At 40.4% G+C, this 18,092-nt stretch carries 15 protein-coding genes and 4 tRNA genes; 12 read left to right on the plus strand and 7 right to left on the minus strand.

Annotated features, from left to right (window positions below):
* The first annotated feature begins 101 nt into the window (after positions 1 to 101).
* Together C7Y70_RS19630 and C7Y70_RS19635 are read left to right on the plus strand one after the other, a co-directional pair.
* Positions 102 to 1,274, plus strand: coding sequence for a monodechloroaminopyrrolnitrin synthase PrnB family protein (locus C7Y70_RS19630; RefSeq protein WP_135476641.1), 1,173 nt, complete (start codon positions 102 to 104; stop codon positions 1,272 to 1,274).
* Positions 1,275 to 2,387, plus strand: coding sequence for an aminotransferase class V-fold PLP-dependent enzyme (locus C7Y70_RS19635; RefSeq protein WP_135476642.1), 1,113 nt, complete (start codon positions 1,275 to 1,277; stop codon positions 2,385 to 2,387).
* Here C7Y70_RS19635 and C7Y70_RS19640 read toward each other — a convergent pair.
* Both C7Y70_RS19640 and C7Y70_RS19645 read right to left on the minus strand, forming a co-directional pair.
* On the minus strand, positions 2,382 to 2,867 hold the full coding sequence (locus tag C7Y70_RS19640; RefSeq protein ID WP_245321611.1) for a DUF4124 domain-containing protein: 486 nt from the start codon (positions 2,865 to 2,867) through the stop codon (positions 2,382 to 2,384). The genes C7Y70_RS19635 and C7Y70_RS19640 overlap by 6 nt on opposite strands.
* 131 nt (positions 2,868 to 2,998) lie before the next feature.
* Entirely contained in the window at positions 2,999 to 6,268 is a 3,270-nt protein-coding gene (locus tag C7Y70_RS19645) for a methyl-accepting chemotaxis protein (RefSeq protein ID WP_135476644.1), read from the minus strand.
* 163 nt (positions 6,269 to 6,431) lie between these two features.
* Here C7Y70_RS19645 and C7Y70_RS19650 point away from each other — a divergent pair, with 163 nt between their 5' ends.
* Positions 6,432 to 7,853 carry a mannose-1-phosphate guanylyltransferase/mannose-6-phosphate isomerase gene (locus tag C7Y70_RS19650; protein ID WP_135476657.1) on the plus strand — a complete coding sequence of 474 codons (1,422 nt, stop codon included), beginning with the start codon at positions 6,432 to 6,434 and terminating at the stop codon, positions 7,851 to 7,853.
* 17 nt (positions 7,854 to 7,870) lie between these two features.
* Here C7Y70_RS19650 and C7Y70_RS19655 read toward each other — a convergent pair whose 3' ends face one another.
* The 4 genes from C7Y70_RS19655 to C7Y70_RS19670 form a co-directional block, all read right to left on the minus strand.
* The gene (locus C7Y70_RS19655; protein WP_099297506.1) at positions 7,871 to 8,134 is read right to left on the minus strand and encodes a hypothetical protein; all 264 of its coding nucleotides are present in this window, start codon (positions 8,132 to 8,134) and stop codon (positions 7,871 to 7,873) included.
* A 136-nt stretch (positions 8,135 to 8,270) separates the two neighbouring features.
* Positions 8,271 to 10,427: an ATP-binding protein gene (locus tag C7Y70_RS19660; RefSeq protein WP_135476646.1), complete on the minus strand. Its 2,157-nt coding sequence runs from the start codon at positions 10,425 to 10,427 to the stop codon at positions 8,271 to 8,273.
* 106 nt (positions 10,428 to 10,533) lie between these two features.
* Positions 10,534 to 11,190: a response regulator transcription factor gene (locus C7Y70_RS19665; protein WP_058562058.1), complete on the minus strand. Its 657-nt coding sequence runs from the start codon at positions 11,188 to 11,190 to the stop codon at positions 10,534 to 10,536.
* Between the two features lie 234 nt (positions 11,191 to 11,424).
* Positions 11,425 to 11,790 (minus strand): histidine triad nucleotide-binding protein, encoded by a 366-nt coding sequence (locus tag C7Y70_RS19670; protein WP_099297510.1) that lies wholly within the window; start codon positions 11,788 to 11,790, stop codon positions 11,425 to 11,427.
* A gap of 88 nt (positions 11,791 to 11,878) precedes the next feature.
* On the opposite strand from C7Y70_RS19670, the gene C7Y70_RS19675 reads away from it, so the two are divergent.
* Positions 11,879 to 12,478, plus strand: coding sequence for a DUF2057 domain-containing protein (locus tag C7Y70_RS19675; RefSeq protein ID WP_135476648.1), 600 nt, complete (start codon positions 11,879 to 11,881; stop codon positions 12,476 to 12,478).
* A gap of 42 nt (positions 12,479 to 12,520) precedes the next feature.
* Here C7Y70_RS19675 and C7Y70_RS19680 read toward each other — a convergent pair whose 3' ends face one another.
* Complete coding sequence (locus C7Y70_RS19680) at positions 12,521 to 14,365, minus strand: M1 family metallopeptidase (protein WP_135476650.1); 1,845 nt, start codon at positions 14,363 to 14,365, stop codon at positions 12,521 to 12,523.
* Between the two features lie 143 nt (positions 14,366 to 14,508).
* Between C7Y70_RS19680 and murB the strand changes: the two genes are divergently transcribed.
* The 8 genes from murB to C7Y70_RS19720 all read left to right on the plus strand — a co-directional run.
* Positions 14,509 to 15,519 (plus strand): UDP-N-acetylmuramate dehydrogenase, encoded by a 1,011-nt coding sequence (gene murB, locus C7Y70_RS19685; protein WP_099297516.1) that lies wholly within the window; start codon positions 14,509 to 14,511, stop codon positions 15,517 to 15,519.
* Positions 15,516 to 16,508: a bifunctional biotin--[acetyl-CoA-carboxylase] ligase/biotin operon repressor BirA gene (birA, locus tag C7Y70_RS19690; protein WP_135476651.1), complete on the plus strand. Its 993-nt coding sequence runs from the start codon at positions 15,516 to 15,518 to the stop codon at positions 16,506 to 16,508. Before murB ends, birA begins: the two co-directional genes overlap by 4 nt.
* Positions 16,505 to 17,200, plus strand: coding sequence for a type III pantothenate kinase (locus C7Y70_RS19695; RefSeq protein WP_135476653.1), 696 nt, complete (start codon positions 16,505 to 16,507; stop codon positions 17,198 to 17,200). Before birA ends, C7Y70_RS19695 begins: the two co-directional genes overlap by 4 nt.
* A 120-nt stretch (positions 17,201 to 17,320) precedes the next feature.
* Positions 17,321 to 17,396: transfer RNA gene (locus C7Y70_RS19700), tRNA-Thr, on the plus strand.
* Positions 17,397 to 17,435: 39 nt separating this feature from the next.
* A tRNA-Tyr gene (locus C7Y70_RS19705) sits at positions 17,436 to 17,520 on the plus strand.
* 45 nt (positions 17,521 to 17,565) lie between these two features.
* Positions 17,566 to 17,640: transfer RNA gene (locus tag C7Y70_RS19710), tRNA-Gly, on the plus strand.
* A gap of 12 nt (positions 17,641 to 17,652) precedes the next feature.
* Positions 17,653 to 17,728 (plus strand) — tRNA-Thr (locus C7Y70_RS19715).
* A 136-nt stretch (positions 17,729 to 17,864) separates the two neighbouring features.
* On the plus strand, positions 17,865 to 18,092 hold a 228-nt coding region (locus tag C7Y70_RS19720), incomplete at its 3' end, for a GTP-binding protein (protein WP_245321613.1).

Below are 18,092 nucleotides of genomic sequence, written 5' to 3' on the forward strand. Positions count from 1 at the left end.
ATCCACTAATTTAAAAGGTCTAAAGTAGCAGTTTTTACTGATTATTACTCTATGCTATCTGTTAACATAAATGCAATAAAAATAGTTGAAGTAAAATAAAAATGAGCAAGAACACTCAAGCATTTGATGAATGGCTAAGAACACGTTTTGTTGAAATTAACAGTGAGCTTGAAAAAATATATTGGCAACAGGATGATAGAGCAAATGTTGAGTTTGTCGGCGAGCAATATAAGCATCAGCTTCAACATGAGGGTAACGCCCATATTAATAAGCTATTAGCTGAAGGCAATACTGACGAAGGTTTTGACAGCGCGTTTGATTTACTTGGTAATGTAGGCTTGTATATGGCTGCATGCAGGCGCCATGAGATTACTGAACCTTCTCGTGAAACCACATCACCATTAGTGGAAGCATCGGCTTTAGCAATGCACATTGGTGCTTCAATAGGCGTAACGCCTCGCTTTGCAACTGCACATTTAACAACACATAATAAAGCGGTAAATGGTCTGTATAAGCGTTTTACTAATCTGCCAGATGAAAAGCTATTTATAGATTACAACACCAAAGGTATTTTGGCTTACAAACGTGCCGCCGATGCATTGTTAAAAATTCAGCCATTAGGCATTTCTCATCCATTGTGCAAAGATTTACTCGAAGTGGCTAAGCAGGCTTTACTGGATGTAATTGAATCTAATCATGCCCTTTATACTCAATTAGATACTGAGCGTTTTTTCTTTTGTGTAAGGCCTTATTATAAGCCTTATCGCGTGGGTAAAGAGGTTTATCGAGGAGCCAATGCAGGCGATTTTGCGGGTATCAATGTCATTGATATGCTGCTTGGTCTGTGTTCTGCAAATGAACCTAGTTATTCGCAAATGCTGGTGGATAAGTTTTTATATATGATGCCAGAAGATCAGCAAATATTACGAGAATCGATGAGAATGCCAAGTATCATGGATGACTTACTTGCCTGTGCTTCACAGCGCGATAGTGAATGGTTTCAAACCAACACTAAGTTGTTTATACAAGTGTGTAAATTACATGGAGACACCGCAATCGGTCATCATAATCAGCTCGTCAGTAAGTTTATTGCTCAGCCAGCTCAGCAGATGCAACAACAGCATATGCAAAAAGTAACAGCGAGCGGACCTCCTTTGCATGTACTGCTCGATTCACTAGAAAAATTGAGGGATCGCCGTGCGGCTGCACAGCGTGATGATATCAAGACGCGTTATGCCGACTTGTCCCAGTTAAAGCGATGGGTAAAAAAGTAAATGTATAAAGATGACTTTCATTTAACTTCTGGGTGCTATTTACTAAACCACTCTGTTGGGCGAGCCCTAAAAACAGGGCACGATGATTTTAATGCACACTTTTTTGCTCCTTGGCAGTCGACTAACAAAGAGCCTTGGCAGCAGTGGCTCGGAACAATTGAGCGATTTACTGGCGCGTTAAGTGAGTTGTTTAATAGTAAAAAGGAGTTGTTCTGCCCGCAAGTCAATTTATCGAGTGCTTTAACTAAAATTTTAATGTCGCACCCGCGATTTACAGGTACTAAGTGTCGGGTATTAATGGCGCAAAGTGATTTTCCCAGCATGGGCTTTGCAATGCAAAAAGCATTGCCTGATGGGGCACACATTGACTATATTCCACATGATTTGGATTTGACAGATATAACAATCTGGCAGCAATACATCAAACCCGATACTGATCTGGTGTTTATAAGCCATGCCTATTCAAATACAGGCCAACAAGCGCCTGTAAAAGAAATAGCAGCGTATTGTAGGCGTAATAATACACTGAGTTTAGTGGATGTAGCGCAATCGGCTGGGGTACTACCGTTAGACTTGTCCACTGTCGGGGTCGATTTTTTGATAGGCTCTAGTGTTAAATGGTTATGCTCTGGTCCGGGCGCTGCATATTTGTGGGTAAGTGAATCACAGCTTGGCGTTTGTCAGCCTAAAGATGTTGGTTGGTTCTCGCATCAAAATCCATTTGAATTTGATATAAACCACTTTGATTATCACTCCACAGCTTTGCGTTTTTGGGGAGGTACTCCTTCTATAGCCCCCTATGTTATTGCGGGTCACAGTATTGCTTATTTTGCAAAGTTAGGTGCAGCTACTGTACGAAAGCATAACTTGGCTTTATTGTCACAGCTAAGAGAATCATTAAGCGATTACATGGTTTCACCTCGAAGCGAGGATGCGTGCAGCGGTACGGCTATTTTGCACTTTTCAGAGGCTCAAAAAGCAGTATTAGACGCACTTACCGACGCAGACATTAGTGTGGATGAAAGAGCTTATGGGATACGTGTATCGCCGCATATTTATAATGATGAGCACGATATTGCGCGGTTTATCGAAGTTATTAAAAAGACCTTATAATCCAACTTTGCTTTGCAGATCTTCTTTTTTAGCCGTGAGTGTTTCTATTTCTTGCTTATGGTTATCTATTTGTGGGTCTATCTGATTCTTTAGCTGGCGCGTTCTAATGTCTATAGCATTAGCTATGGACGTAGCGCCCATTCTATTGGCACGGTCTTGGTTTATGTAACCGATTTGCTTTTTTCGCTCGGCAAATGAGTTTTTTAACTGTTTGATTGAGAGTTGATGCTGAGTGATCTCTCGGTCAATCCTTTGCAGTTCAAGGTAACTATCTACTGCGCTTGTACTAACTTGTGCTTCTTGTTGATTTATTTGTGTAACATTTGCAGCTTTAATTGTGATTTCTTTTGCGTCTTTAGCACAAGGAAACTGACTAAACGTCGTCACACCTTTACTATCACACTTGTAAACAACGGTGCTAGCTTGAGTTGTGAGCGGCAATGATAAAATAAAGAAAACAACGATTAAAAACATCTGCATTACTAATCCCTAAAACTACAGTGAATATGCCTTACCTATTTGGGTAGTTTAGCAATAGCATCAAGTCGTTCGCCAGCAGTTTACTACAAATCTTTGCTAAACTAACCAGCGTTCAGGTTAAGTATACAGGATTAATTCAACGATTCTTTTAACGAAAAGTATTGCAGAGAATTGCGCATTGTATTGGCTTGATCTGATAGTTGTTTTGCTGCTGCCATTGTTTCTTCTGTGATCGCTGAGTTCTCTTGTATCAATGTCGTTAATCGTTGCACAACAGCATCAACTTCTTTAATTGCCTGTTGTTGATTAAGTGATGAGTTATTAATAGACACTGTCATTTCATTCACTGCGCTGACTGCTGTTACAATCTGTTCAAGCTTTTCCCCTGAAGAGCTCGCCAAAATAGTCCCTTGACTGACTTTTTGATTGCTGGTGCTAATAATCCCTTTTATTTGCTTCGCTGATGCGGCACTACGGCCCGCTAATTGCCTTACTTCACTGGCTACCACAGCAAAGCCCCTACCATGATCCCCAGCCCTTGCAGCCTCAACTGCGGCATTTAACGCGAGTAAATTAGTTTGAAAAGCAATATCATCAATAACAGACACAATCTCATTAATATCCTTACTTGAGTTGTTTACCTCATTAATTGCATCCACCGTTTGTTTTGAAAGCTCTCCACCTTCACTGGCCGTTGTGTGTGCTTCTTTGGCAAGTGTTACCGCCTCATTCGATTTCATCGTAACTTGAGCAACTTCATCTAACATATTATTACTGCTGGCGCTGGCTTCTTCTAAGTTTGCTGCTTGTTCTTCGGTGCGTTGGCTAATTTCTATATTGCTGGACGCAATTTCAGAGGCGCTTTGTGATACTAAATTAGCGCTTTGTTGAATGCTGGCGATAACACTGGTTAATTTATTAATGGTTTGGTTTACGTCGTCTTTCAACGTTGCAAATACACCCAAGTAATCTCGCTCAATTTGTTTGTTTAAATTACCTTGTGCTAAGCTGCTCAAAACGTGTGTTACTTCTTCAATTGCGTCTGCTGTGATGCTTAGTGAGTTATTGACGTCACTCTGTAATTCAGCAAGTTGTCCCTGCATTTGCATATCCAATTGTTTACTAAAGTCACCTTGACGCATAGCAGCCATTACAGTGGCAAGCTGTGAAATTACCGTATTTAAGTTTTCTACTGAGTTATTTATATCTAATTTTAAGCTATTGAGCTGGCCTGGCATTGCAACATCAATTGTTTTGTTAAAGTTTCCTTGGCTAATAGCCATCATCACACTTGAGATTTCATTGAAGGCATTGTTAAGCCCCATGATGGAATCGTTAATGTTAAACTTTAAGGTAAGTAACTCGCCATTTGCATCGCACTCAACTTGTTGCGTAAAGTCACCCTTACTCACACCAGCCATAACGCTATTGATATCTGTGATGATCAACGCAAGGTTGTCTACGCTTGAGTTGATATCATTTTTGAGTAGCGCCAATTGCCCTTGTAAAGGTTGCTCTACACGTTTTGAAAAGTCACCATCATGAAGCGCACTCATTACCTGGCTGATGTTATTCATTGCACCCGATAAGCTCAGTACAGAGTTATTAACGCTTTCTTTAAGTTGTTTTAATGTGCCTTGTGCGATGCTTGTAACTTGTTCAGTAAAGTTACCTTGTTCTATATAAGCCATCACAGTCACGATTTCACCTATCGTGTTATCTAAAGACTTTAAAGAACCATTAATATTTTGCTTAAGTGTGGCGAGCTGGCCAAGCATCGGAGTGTTGATTTGCGTTGAAAAATTACCTTGGCTCATTTCATCAATAACATGATTAATTTCAGACATTGCTTGCTCGAGCGAGTGCGCACAGTTATTAGTTGCCTGCTTTAATGAAGATAGCTCCCCCTTACAATCAACTGTTATACGATGATTAAATTCGCCCTCTGCCATTTTATTCATGACCATATTAGTTTGCGAAATAGAGCTCTGTAAGGCATCTAATAAGCAATTAAAAGCGCTGGCTGATGAGCCAATTTCGTCTTTAGATAGCACTGGAGAGCGAACTGAAAAATCCCCTTGGCGTTCAACATGGCGCATGGTATCAACAAGCAGTTGTACAGGGCGAGTCAGTGAGCGAGCGAATGTAAAAGCAATAAAGACCACGATGACAATACACACTATCGAAATAATCAATAAAATAGTGGTTAAGTGAGTCACAGCGGCAAATGCTTCTTGTTGATCAATCTCAGCTAGTAAGGCCCACTTTAAGCCAAGTATATTAATAGGTTGATAGGAGGAAAGTACCTTCGCACCATTATAATCAGTAATGACTTCTTGACCCACATTCCCTTGCAAAGCTTGTGAAACAGCAGCTGTTTTAACAGCGCCTGTTTCAGGAAAGCGAAATGAGTTAATAACCGAGTGGTTTTTAGGATCGAGGTATGAATCGGAACGCATTAAAAAGTCAGGTCCAACAAGGTAAGTTTCACCGCTTTTACCTAAACCTGCCCGCTCAGTCATAATAACATTAAGTGCATCAATCGATATTTGAAAAACAAGTGTGCTGGTATGAACGCCTTGTTCATAAATTGGCGTGGCTATAAAGCTTGCGGGTGCATCATAAGAGGGCAAATATTGTTGATAGTCTACAAAGGTGACTTCATTTTCAGCAATGTTTTTTGCTTGTTCGTAAGCTAGTGCCAAATTACTTTTTGCAAACGGGCCTGTGGCTAAAGAGGTGGCAAAGTCTACTTCTTTATACACAGAGTAAACAACTTCAGCGGACTGGTTATCGATTATAAAGATGTCGTAAAAATCAAATCTTTGAGCAAATTTGAACAAGAAGTCATGGTGTTTCTCATGGACAACATTGTATTGAGCATCGTTTGAAGCTCGGTGCAAATTTGCTTTCTCCCCAACTGGGTAAGGGTTTTGAACTAAATAATAGTACTGCCAATACAGCGCTTGCGTTGTTAGTTGCGAATGGATATCAAATGACTGAGACACATTTTTATTTTCTTTGGCGTACTTCTTATTAAACGTGTTCTCATAATACTCTGTTAGTAAAGTATATTGTGAAGAACTGAGCTGTGTTGAAGTTGTTTTATCTTTAAAAGCATTAGTAAGCTCTATGGCTGCTGAATGCACTAACGAGCTGTTTGATAAAAATAAAAGCTGCGACTTAATATCATTAAAATGACGCTCGATAGCACTCTTTTTTATTTCACTGACTGCCTCAAGTTGTGCGTAGGTTTGTTTGTTTAGTGCTGTAGATGAGTTTGATAATGAAAAAGCGATTACGATGGCCAAAGGAATGAGTGCAACAAGCAAAAAAGCGCTCATTAGTTTTTTAGAGAGGTCTAAATTTTTAATCGAATGACTAACCGTATTAATGTTCATTTAACGTCCCTTCATAGATAAACATAAAAACCGAATTTAGGTAACCAGTTGAGTTTAGAACAGTGTTCCTGAAAAGCGAATTTGGCTTAATAGATTTTTTAAATGTCATATAAAGGCGGCGCTATTGTCTGTTAAAATACCCTCATTAAACTTAGCTGTGGCTATTAGAATGTCTCTTATTACTCCTGTTATTCTTGCTGGTGGCATTGGTTCAAGGTTATGGCCTTTATCGCGCCAAGCAATGCCAAAGCAATTTCTGTCGTTGCTGAATGAGCATTCGTTACTACAAAATACGTTGCAACGAGTGACGGGCGATGGTTTTAAGCCCGCATTATTAGTGTGCAATGAACAGCATCGATTTATTGCCAGCCATCAATGCGAAGCCATAGGTGTAACCCCTAAAGCTATTTTATTAGAGCAACAAGGTAAAAATACTGCACCTGCTATCGGGCTTGCTGCACAGTATGCATTAGCCCAAGGAATAGACTCACCTATTTTTGTGATTCCTGCGGATCATTATATCGCTAACTTTGAGCACTTAGTGCAACAGCTTCCAGATGCAATCGCAATGGCCGAACAAGGAAAGCTGGTTACTTTTTCAATCAAGCCAGATACAGCTAATTGTGATTATGGGTATATTAAACAAGGCGCAAAAATAGCTAATTCGAATTGCTACCAAGTAGATGAGTTTAAAGAAAAACCAGATCGAGCACTGGCACAACAGTACGTGGCAAGTGGTGAATATTCATTCAATAGTGGCATGTTTTTGTTCACGCCAAAAAGCTACCTTCGCGAACTGGAAAGGTTTGCGCCAAAAATAGCCCGCGCCGTTGCCGATGCTGCCAATTTTAGCCAAGATTTAGGGTTTACAAGGGCCGATGAAACAGCACTTAGCTCATGCCCGAGTGACTCTATTGATTATGCAATATTAGAGCGTAGCGATAATGTAGTGGTGTTACCTTTGGCCTTAAATTGGAGTGATGTTGGTGGCTTTAATGCACTTTGGCAAAACACAAATAAAGATAGTTTAGGTAATCGAGCAAGTCATGATGACGTGTTGCTTAATTGCGAAAATAACCTGATTCACAGTGAAGAAGGCCACACTGTCGCGGCCCTAGGGGTAAATAATTTAGCTGTTATTCATACCCATGACGCTACGTTAGTGGCAAATAAAGCGCAATTAGAACATTTGCCACAACTCTTAGCTCAGTTAGCGAATAAACAAAGCGATAAACTACTTAACCATCAGGCTGTTTATCGACCTTGGGGAAACTACCGTGTGCTAGTGGAAGAAAGTGGTTTTAAAGTTAAAAAAATTACTGTTAATAGTGGCGGTAGACTCTCCACTCAGCGCCATCAGCATCGTGCCGAACACTGGGTTGTAGTGTCAGGCATTGCTGATGTCAGTATTGATGGTAAAGCCTGCGCTTTAACGGCGGATCAATCTTGTTATATAGCTGCAGGTCATATACACAGTTTAGCGAATAGTCAAAATAAGCCACTTGTATTGATAGAGGTGCAAACCGGTAGCATACTGGATGAAAGCGATATTGAACGTTTTGACGATGTTTACGGTAGAAGTTGATGGTTAGGTTTGACGACTCAAACCAGGCCAATAACCAACCCTATAACCAGTATTACCCAGAAAATAGCGGTATCTCTAAAATGGTTGAGTAGCCAAAAGTAGAGTAACGCCAATGCACCAGAAATGGCTGTTGCAACAATAGCTGTAAGAAATCCTACACCTGACATTAAGTTAATCAATAATACAATTCCAGTGTAAATCCCTGCGCATAATTTAGGGCGCTCAGTATTAATTAGTAGCTTTAGTAAAGCTACCAAAATCAAAACTTTAAAAATGAGCATGGGTCTATCCTTAGGTATTTCATTTGTACCCATTAAACTAAAATATCAACAGTTGAGCAATCGGTTTACCATAGTGTGTTGATATGGTGTGCAAACATTATAACTTAGTAGTTTGCTCAGACATGCTGAGTTTTGCTTAACTCAGCTCGCTTCTCACATGCTTTAAATATTGCTCTAAACTGTCTTGCCAAAGCACAATAACATCAGATAAGGGTTCTTTAAGTGGCTTGTTATCTAGTAGTCGGCGTTCTATTTTTTTAAGCTCTGCACCGTATCGATTAAAACCCAGTTGCAATGCTGTACTTGCTTGGCGGTGCAGGAGCTTAATACATTGCTCTTTGTTTTCACCAAGTAGCTGTTGTGCACGAACAAGCTTATTTCGCGCTGAAAGTACAAATTCATTGTAAATGGATGATACTTCGTCATCACTAAATGAGCTTGTTAATGTTTCAGCGGCAGTTTCATCATAGAGCACATCACTAAGCTCAACAGCGATGATAGGCGTTTGATTATTTTGAGAGTCACTTAATGCTTGGCGCAGCTTTTGTTGTTTAATCGGTTTGCCCACAATGTCTTTTATACCCAAAGAGAAATATTCTTTTATTTCATCTGGACTTAAGCTGGCTGTAAACGCCAGCACGGGGGTGCGTTGGTTTTTGTGTTCAATCCCTTTAAGTGTTTTTAGCACTTCTTGACCTGTTAAATCTGGCAAATTCATGTCCAGTAGAACTACATCAAAGTGATGTTGCTTCATTAATGTAATTGCACTTTGACCGTCTCGAGCAAGTTTGATTTTATGCTCATCATCAGCCATAAATTCAATCGCGATTTTTTGGTTTAAGTCTAAATCTTCAACTAATAATATATCTAATCCAGTTAAATATTCTTTTGATTGATGGCGTTGTTCAACCAAACTTAGTTCACCGAGTGTTAAATTAATATCAAAGCTAAATGAACTGCCTTTACCAAGTTCACTGGTGATATCTAAATGAGACCCTAATTTATCTAGTAATCGGCTGGTGATTGCTAAACCAAGACCAGTACCGCCTTTTTCTTTGCCTGCACTACTTTGTACATAGGGTTCTGTGAGGTATTCAATTTCGTCAGCTTCAATACCAGGACCTGAGTCAACTACGCTAATGCGTATAGTGTGTTCAAGTTGCTGCTCTTTAACTAAATCAACGCATATTTTGACTTCGCCCTTATCGGTAAATTTTATCGCGTTACCCATAAGGTTGATGATGATTTGTCTGAGTTTTTGTTGATCACAGTAATAGCATGCTTGCTCGGGCAAATTATAAACCAGCTCAAAGTGCAGCCGTTTTTGTTCTGCAAGGGGGCTCAGTAGTAAGCATAAATTGTGAAGCCAAGTTTTAAACTCCACATCTTCTTCATACAAGGCTTCGTTATGCTGATCGAGACTGGCGTAATCAAGTACTTTATCTACGAGTAAGTTAAGAGATTCTGCTGAGTTAATAATGGCTTCGCAGTAGGGTTTATCGCGAGGGTCACTGGATTGATTCATCATTAACTGTGCACTGCCTAATATACCGTTGAGTGGCGTGCGGATTTCGTGACTAATGGTGGATAAAAATAACCCTCTGATCTCGAGGTCTTTTTGGGCTTTTTCTGTTAATTGATTTAGGTTTTGTTCTCTTCGTTCATTACACAACAGCGCCATCCCTGTTGCATAAAACATCGGCGCTATGACCCCGTTTATAAATAAGGTAATACTAAACCAGTTGCCTGAAAGCAGCTTTGCGGTGTTTATGTCGCCCATCAATAATGTGCGTCCGGTAAAAACGAAGGTGATAATTGTGAGTATTAATATGTAGACAATACTGCCATTGGGGTAGCTTTTATAACCGTATTTAATGAATAAGTAGAGTAAAAATATGGCTTCAAGGATATGTTGTAAATCAGAAAGTAGAATACGGCTGCGTAAGCTTGATTCATTGAAAGCTAGCACAATCATCATAACGGCGAAAAGAGCTGTAATAGCGCTAAAAACTTTAAAGCCAGCGCTTTTGTCAGCGAAAAATTGCCGAATAGCTAACGCATGTATGATTGAAGAGCAAAAAAACAAGCTATTGGCGATACTGATGCTGGCTATATTATTTAAGTAACCATGCAATGCAAAGCTACCCACGGCGGCAAACATCATCATTGGATAAAAAATATAAATTAAGGTGCCAGGGGTATTTTTACTGGTACGCCAAGTAAGGTAATTAAGCAGCGTCATAACCGCCATCATGGCTGCGCTGGCATAATACAAAGTGGCTGAATCGAGCATGTTAATTCCAATACTATCGCTTTGAGCTGAGCATAAAGTCTATTTGTGTTCTTAGCAAATGCAAAAAAGGCGCTTTAAGCGCCTTTTTTGGTCAATAATATTTAGCTTAACGAATTTCGTCAGGAATATTTTGCTGTGCCCATGACAGTAACTCAATTCGGTTACGGCACTTTGTTTTTCTAAATGCACTGTATAAATGTGTTTTTACTGTGTGTGGACTAATACTTAGTGTTTCCGCGATTTCTTTATTTTTAGAACCATTACTCATTAATGAAATAATTGATTTTTCACGTTTGGTTAGTTTTATTGGTTCAATATCACCTTCAGTCAACTTGTGAAGTGCGTCTTTGTTAAACTGCAGCATACGGTTGAGCGCATTACACATGATATCTCGACGATACCAAAGTTGATCTTCAAGTAATAGACGAATGCCTTTCATTAATACATCAGCATTATCCGTTGTATAAAAGACACCACGAATACCACTTAATAACGCACGATTGGCAAGCTCTGGATTTTCATCTAAGTTAAACAAAACGATATCGCACTTAACGCGTAGGTTTACTAATTGTTCTTTTAATTTACCCCACGCATCTTGGCTCGATGTTTCAATAAACAATAAGCGCGTACCTTCAGGCACATCTAAAATATTTGTGCCAGTAGTAACATCAAGCCCTTGGGTTTTTAATAATGGCTCTAATACATTAATACCAATGGTATTGATTGGCTCCAGATCTAGTAACAAAAATGCTGAACTGCTCATACTTACATACTCTTGAATAAAGTTAACTAATTAATCCTATCACGCAATCCACCCCTTTCGTATTAGAAATTTCCTATATGAGGGCAGGAAAAGTATATTTTTAAGATGTTATGTTTTTTATTTATTAAAAAAAAGTAACATAAAAACATCCTATCTTAATGAATTAGTTAACTATTATCAAAATTTACCTGCAGCTCTAAACTCACCCTAAAAGAGTATGAATTTTTTTTGTGTTCATTCTTTTTTGTTATCTTGATAAGGCGGCCAACCCATACATTTGCCTGCTAACATATGTAAGTGAATATGATATACCGTTTGCCCGCCATGCTCGTTACAATTCATCACCACTCTGAAACCGTCGTCGCTAAAGCCTTGTTGTTTGGCTATTTTTGCTGCAACAACATATAAATGACCAACGATTGGTGCATCTTTTTCGGTAATATCGTTAATTGTCGCAATCGCTTTTTTCGGGATAATCAAAATGTGAAAAGGGGCTTGTGGATTTATATCTCGAAAAGCCAGTGATAGCTCATCTTCATAGATGATGTCGGCGGGAATATCTCGGTTTATTATTTTTGTAAAGATGGTTTCATCACTCATTTTAACTCTGCTCCAATGTTTGTTATAAAGTCACTAATGACAAACTTTGCTTGCAGTGTCAAACTGAAATCAAACACAAGGAGTTAATATGTATAAATCAGTCTTTTTTGGTGGCATTGTTTCGCTACTGTTAAGTTCAGCTGCTTCAGCTGAAACGGTTTACTTTCCGGAGGAAATCATTCCATTACAGGTAGATGAGAAGGTCATTGAACATTCGTTTTTTAGTCGTGTTGATGAGCTGGAGCTCAACCCCGGCACTTACTCGCTGAAACTAAAATACTCAGATTTGTACGAGCAAGGATATGACGAGCATCACGTTGTAGACTCTGAACCGTTTTGGGTATCAGTCACTATTGATCAGGGCAAAAATTACGACATTGTTTTTAATCGTGCAGATAATGCCGTAGCAGCTGAAGTGTTTGCAGAGTCACCACAAATCAGTTTAAAAGCTAAAGGCTCATCTTTAGGTATGCCGTTACAAGCATCAATAACTGCGCCTCGCGCTCAAGCCGCACCTACTGCATCAACTAACAAACCTGCAGTAGCGAGCATGCCAGTAAGTGCACCTATATCAAAACCGGCGCCAACTACAGCGCAGTCACCGAGTGCTTCGGCAATGTTGGATTTTTGGTGGCAACAAGCCAGTCCTGAAGAGCGTAAACGCTTTTTAAATAAAGTAACAAAATAAAAAAAGGGTGAATAAATCGCCCTTTTTAATATTTATTGGTTTTTACTTAGAGAACAAGTCGTCAATAGTACCTTGTGCTAGCGGGTGATAACCCGGACGTGCTTTGATGTATACATCATGTGCCCATTCACGTTTACCATTTTTAATAAGTGCTTTATAAAGAGGCACAATTAGTTTGCGGCGACCAATCCCTGATAAGTGCTTATCAAGAGAAGGGTAAATTGGTTGATAACCATTACCTACAGCGAGCATGTACCATGCAAATGCTCGCTCAGCATTGGTTGATTGAGTAAGATTAAACTCACTATCTAATTCAGCCATTTTTTCAATGCTTAAGTCACGTGGTAGATTATTTAAAAAGTGCAACCACTCATGTACTGTCCAGTTTGCTGTAGGAAGCTGCGCTGCGGTTGAAGAGCCCTGTAACCAAGCTTTGGTTGCAGCATCTACTTTATCAAATGCATCTGATGTTGGGTTAGGCGCATCGCTTGGTAAACCTGGCTGAAAAATCCATTCGTTAACTTTATCCATGCTAACAATACCTGGGTATTTATTAATTAAGTTAGCTTCGATATAAGTGACAAACTGCGCTGTTGTTAACGATTTAAAAGCAAACTCGTTAAAGTAGGTTTTTACGAAGTCATCAAACTTTTCACGACCGTATTGGTTTTCAAGGTAGATCAAAAAGAGCTGACCTTTGGTGTAAGGCACTGAACTAAATGCATCATCTGGATCACGGCCATTTAGTTTTAAATTGAGGCGAGTATCCGGTGCATCAATGGTTTTAAGCTGAGCACGAAGTCCTGCTGCATCAAGCGCTTGTTCCATGACTGCGCGGTCACGGCCAAATACTTCTTCCATAATACGGTTTTCAACGTATGAGGTGAAACCTTCATTAAGCCATAAATCTTCCCATGTAGCATTGGTCACTAAGTTACCAGACCAAGAGTGCGCAAGTTCATGGGCAATGAGGTTAACTAAACTCTTATCACCAGCCACTACCGTTGGTGTGATAAATGAAAGACGCGGGTTTTCCATGCCGCCAAATGGGAAGCTAGGTGGCAACATAAGTAAGTCGTAACGGCCCCATGCATATTCACCATACATTTCGTTGGTTTTGTCGATCATTGCTTGAGTGTCGTTAAATTCAGCAACAGACGCATCAAGAATTTCCGGCTCAGCAAAAATACCTGTTTGCTTAGACATAGCTTTGAACTCTAAGTTACCTGCGCCAATCGCAATTAAGTAAGGAGAGATAGCTTGTGGCATAGTAAAGTGGTAATCACCATCTTTATATAATGCGTCTTTATTATCGGCGCTCATGACCGCGCGAATGTCTTTAGGTGTTTGAATACGGGCAGTGTATGTTACACGCATTGCTGGAGTGTCTTGAACAGGTAACCAACTGCGGGCATGAATTGCTTGTGATTGGCTGTACATAAATGGGTGAGATTTACTTGCTGTTTGCTCTGGCGTTAACCATTGTAGGCCTGATGCTTCTGGTCGGCTGTTGTAATAAATGCGTACTTTTTGCGCTTGACTCTTGAAGTTAATCGTCAACTTAGAGCCTTTAACGTCATCACGTTTGGCCAATGTGAAATCTGCTTTTTTCCAGCTGCCGGCTTGCGTTTGATACATCACTTTATCTATATCTAAGTCGCGCGTATCGAGCACTAAACGTGTGCTTTTAGCATTTTGCCACTCTAACGTATGCTCTACAAAACCTTCTAATTGCTTGTCGGCGAAATCGACATCTAAATCTAGGTTTAAATGCGTTGTAATAACATCATTAAGATTAGCGTATGAGTTTTGGTCAACAGCGTTGGCCATTGCTTGCGAGCACATACCCGCCATTGCGAGGCTTAAAAAAAGAGGTGTGATTTTCATAATTACCTTGAACACAAATAAAAAGTGCAGGTTTTATATCATGATTGTAAGGCGAGGTTGAACAATTTCTGCAATCGGGTGCGCCTTTTACGATGATGGGGTAAACTAGGACGAATAGTGACAATTAACTTTTGAGGCATTTTGTGGCTCACCCTGTGCAATCTTTTCACACATTTTCATTACCGAGTCAGTGCTCAGTATTTACTGAAATTACTGAGCTCGCGCAATTACAGCAGCAATCATTTGAGAGTCCTTTTTGTATTTTGGGCGAGGGGAGTAATACTGTTTTTTTAGCTGACTACCAAGGTCAGGTGATTAAAATGGCAACTAAAGGTATCACTGCGAGCGCACGAGAGCATGACTACTTATTGGAAGTTGCTGCAGGAGAAAGCTGGCATCAGTTAGTTATTTATACCCTTGAACATGGTATGCCGGGCTTTGAAAATTTAGCATTAATACCGGGCACAGTGGGTGCGGCACCAGTACAAAATATTGGGGCTTATGGTGTTGAGCTGGCGAAATATATTGAATACGTTGAATATTTCGATATCGCGAGTAAGCAGTTTGTAAGAATTAACAATACAGAGTGTCAATTTGGCTATCGTGATTCTATTTTTAAACATAGCTTGAAAAATAAAGCGGTGATCACCCAAGTCGGGTTTTGTTTACCAAAAAAATGGCAGCCAGAATTAAGTTATGGGCCATTACAGCAGCTTGAGGATGTCAGTGCGAAAGGCATTTTTGAGCAAGTGATAAAAACGCGTAACAGTAAATTACCCAACCCTTATGAGTTGGCAAATGCGGGCAGCTTTTTTAAAAACCCAATAATAACTAACTCCCAGTTACACGCATTGCTGAAAACGCACCCGCAATTACCACATTATCTCTATGACACCGATCACCACAAAGTTGCAGCAGGGTGGTTGATTGAGCAGGCTGGTTTAAAAGGGTATCGAATAGCGGGTATTGAAGTGCATCAACAACAAGCCCTAGTGTTAGTTAATCATGGTAATAGTACCGGGGCTGATTTAATTGCCATGGTGCAACATATTCAGCAGCAAGTGTGGCAGTGTTATCAAATACGTTTACAACATGAAGTACGCTTGATAGCAAGTGACGGCGAATGTCATATTGATTTAGAGGAAACGTCATGAAAGCGCCTGATGGAAATAGGTTAGCAATTTTAAATGCGTTAAATAACGGTGGTTTTATCTCAGGGCAACTACTGGGAGAAAAACTGGGTATTAGTCGTGCTGCTGTGAGTAAACATATACAAAGCTTACAAGAGATGGGTCTCGATATTTTTAAAGTAAATGGCAAAGGGTATAGCTTGAATAATGCAGTTGGTTTACTAGAGCAAAGTAAGATTCAACATTATTACCAAGCCCTAGGTGCTGACACCGCACAAATAGAAGTGCAACCTATTATCGACTCGACCAACAGTGAGTTAATGCGCCGTGTTGCAGCAAAACAACCGTTAGAATCTGGTACTGTGATTGTAGCCGAAATGCAGCAAGCTGGTCGTGGTCGTAGAGGCCGTGTGTGGCAGTCGCCATTTGGTGCAAACCTTTATTATAGTTATTACTGGCGTTTAGATGACGGCCTTCAAGCGGCAATGGGTATGTCAATTGCGGTAGGGCTTGCCGTTTACGATACCTTGAAAGCACTTTACCAATTAGATATAGAGCTAAAATGGCCAAATGACATTTATCTTAATAAAGAAAAGCTGGCAGGTGTGCTGGTTGAGCTTGATGGTCAACCTCAAGGGCCATGTCAGCTCGTTATTGGGATAGGCATAAATTTACAAATGCCACAAAGCGTAAGCCAGCAAATAGATCAAGCTTGGACGGATTTAAGCCAACACACCTCGCAGTTAGATAAGAATAAACTTGTTGCACATCTTACTTACCACCTTGAGCAGCGCCTAGCGCAATACAGTGAAACCGGCTTACAAAACATGTACCAGCAATGGAATACCCTTGATGCGTTTGCCGGGCAATGTGTTGAGCTAAACACGGGGCACAGAAGTTGGCGTGGTATTTGTGAAGGAATAGATATGCAAGGTGGAATACGTATACGCCAAGACGGCGAAGCAAAAAGTTACTATGGCGGTGAAATATCTTTGCGTAAGGTACAACAATGAGGTTGTTGATAGATGTAGGTAATACCGCATTAAAAGCCGCGCACTATGATGGGGATAACATATCACCGTGCGATTTGAGCGCATTACCATGGCAGCAAGTCACAGAAGTGGTGTATGCCTGTGTCGGTAAAAGTGAGCAGTTAGGTACGCTATTAGCGCAGGCGGCAACGTTAAATATTCCTTGTTATGAAGCCGTGGTTAGTAAGCAGCTCAAAAACTTACATTGTGCCTATGAACATTATCAAAACTTAGGCATTGATCGCTGGTTAGCGATTATTGCAGCTTATATGTTATGGCCAAAACAAGACTGCGTTATTGTTGATACGGGCACAGCAACCACTATTGATGTGTTAGATGCAGGCGGACAACATCGAGGCGGGTGGATAATACCCGGAATTGATTTGATGACCCGATCGTTAACACAAAATACTCAGCGCGTGTTTGATGATGAGGCAACACAATTTAGTAATGAGCTTGGTATCAACACCCCAAACGGACTCAAAAATGGCGCACTCGTGGCAACAATTGGAGCGGTTGAGCAAGCAAAGCTGCACCTGAGCAATAAAAATCCACACTTAATATTTGCTGGTGGCTATGGAAAGTTACTGCAAGCGCAATTTCCAACTGCTGTTTTTGCGCCTCAATTAGTAATGCACGGCTTGAACTATTGGCGAGAATTGTGTGAAAAGTAACAAAATAGCGCTTGTTTGCATGATTTGTGAGCATTTGAGTTAAAAAGTTACACTTTTTTCAAATTTATTGTTGCATCCCAATACGCCTTACTCTAATATCTCGCCCCGTACTAAAGCAGTGCCGACTTAGCTCAGCTGGTAGAGCAACTGACTTGTAATCAGTAGGTCAACCGTTCGACTCGGTTAGTCGGCACCACTTTCCTTTTACCGGAAGTGCTTAGTAAAGAATTATCGTGGAGGGGTTCCCGAGCGGCCAAAGGGATCAGACTGTAAATCTGACGGCTCAGCCTTCGCTGGTTCGAATCCAGCTCCCTCCACCACTTTATTCTTGACGGTTAGAGGTAGTTTAAGAACAGGTTCCTAACGCGGGCATCGTATAATGGCTATTACCTCAGCCTTCCAAGCTGATGATGCGGGTTCGATTCCCGCTGCCCGCTCCAGTTTCTGGTGTTGCTGATATAGCTCAGTTGGTAGAGCGCACCCTTGGTAAGGGTGAGGTCGGCAGTTCAAATCTGCCTATCAGCACCAGTCACACGAATCTTCTTGATTACTTCCTTTATCTGTCAGAAAATACTATTTGAAATTTGAAAAATTTAATTTAATCTACCTGCTGGTGGATTATTTTCATATGTAATCTAGATACACAAAACTGATAGGTTCCGTCATGGCAAAAGAAAAGTTTGAACGCGTAAAACCGCACGTAAACGTTGGTACAATCGGCCACGTTGACCACGGTAAAACTACCCTAACTGCAGCAATCACTAACGTACTTGCAAAAGTATACGGTGGTGTAGCTAAAGACTTCGCAGCAATCGATAACGCTCCAGAAGAGCGCGAGCGTGGTATCACAATCTCAACTTCACACGTTGAGTACGATACACAACCTCGTCAC

The sequence above is a fragment of the Pseudoalteromonas sp. KS88 genome, assembly GCF_004766475.1.
Lineage (GTDB): Bacteria > Pseudomonadota > Gammaproteobacteria > Enterobacterales > Alteromonadaceae > Pseudoalteromonas.

Excerpts from the sequence above, each read along its gene's own strand:
- C7Y70_RS19630 (WP_135476641.1), top strand. The coding sequence starts at position 102 with ATGAGCAAGAACACTCAAGCATTTGATGAATGGCTAAGAACACGTTTT.
- C7Y70_RS19635 (WP_135476642.1), top strand. The coding sequence starts at position 1,275 with ATGTATAAAGATGACTTTCATTTAACTTCTGGGTGCTATTTACTAAAC.
- C7Y70_RS19640 (WP_245321611.1), bottom strand. The coding sequence starts at position 2,867 with ATGCAGATGTTTTTAATCGTTGTTTTCTTTATTTTATCATTGCCGCTC.
- C7Y70_RS19645 (WP_135476644.1), bottom strand. The coding sequence starts at position 6,268 with ATGAACATTAATACGGTTAGTCATTCGATTAAAAATTTAGACCTCTCT.
- C7Y70_RS19655 (WP_099297506.1), bottom strand. The coding sequence starts at position 8,134 with ATGCTCATTTTTAAAGTTTTGATTTTGGTAGCTTTACTAAAGCTACTA.
- C7Y70_RS19660 (WP_135476646.1), bottom strand. The coding sequence starts at position 10,427 with ATGCTCGATTCAGCCACTTTGTATTATGCCAGCGCAGCCATGATGGCG.
- C7Y70_RS19665 (WP_058562058.1), bottom strand. The coding sequence starts at position 11,190 with ATGAGCAGTTCAGCATTTTTGTTACTAGATCTGGAGCCAATCAATACC.
- C7Y70_RS19670 (WP_099297510.1), bottom strand. The coding sequence starts at position 11,790 with ATGAGTGATGAAACCATCTTTACAAAAATAATAAACCGAGATATTCCC.
- C7Y70_RS19675 (WP_135476648.1), top strand. The coding sequence starts at position 11,879 with ATGTATAAATCAGTCTTTTTTGGTGGCATTGTTTCGCTACTGTTAAGT.
- C7Y70_RS19680 (WP_135476650.1), bottom strand. The coding sequence starts at position 14,365 with ATGAAAATCACACCTCTTTTTTTAAGCCTCGCAATGGCGGGTATGTGC.
- birA (WP_135476651.1), top strand. The coding sequence starts at position 15,516 with ATGAAAGCGCCTGATGGAAATAGGTTAGCAATTTTAAATGCGTTAAAT.
- C7Y70_RS19695 (WP_135476653.1), top strand. The coding sequence starts at position 16,505 with ATGAGGTTGTTGATAGATGTAGGTAATACCGCATTAAAAGCCGCGCAC.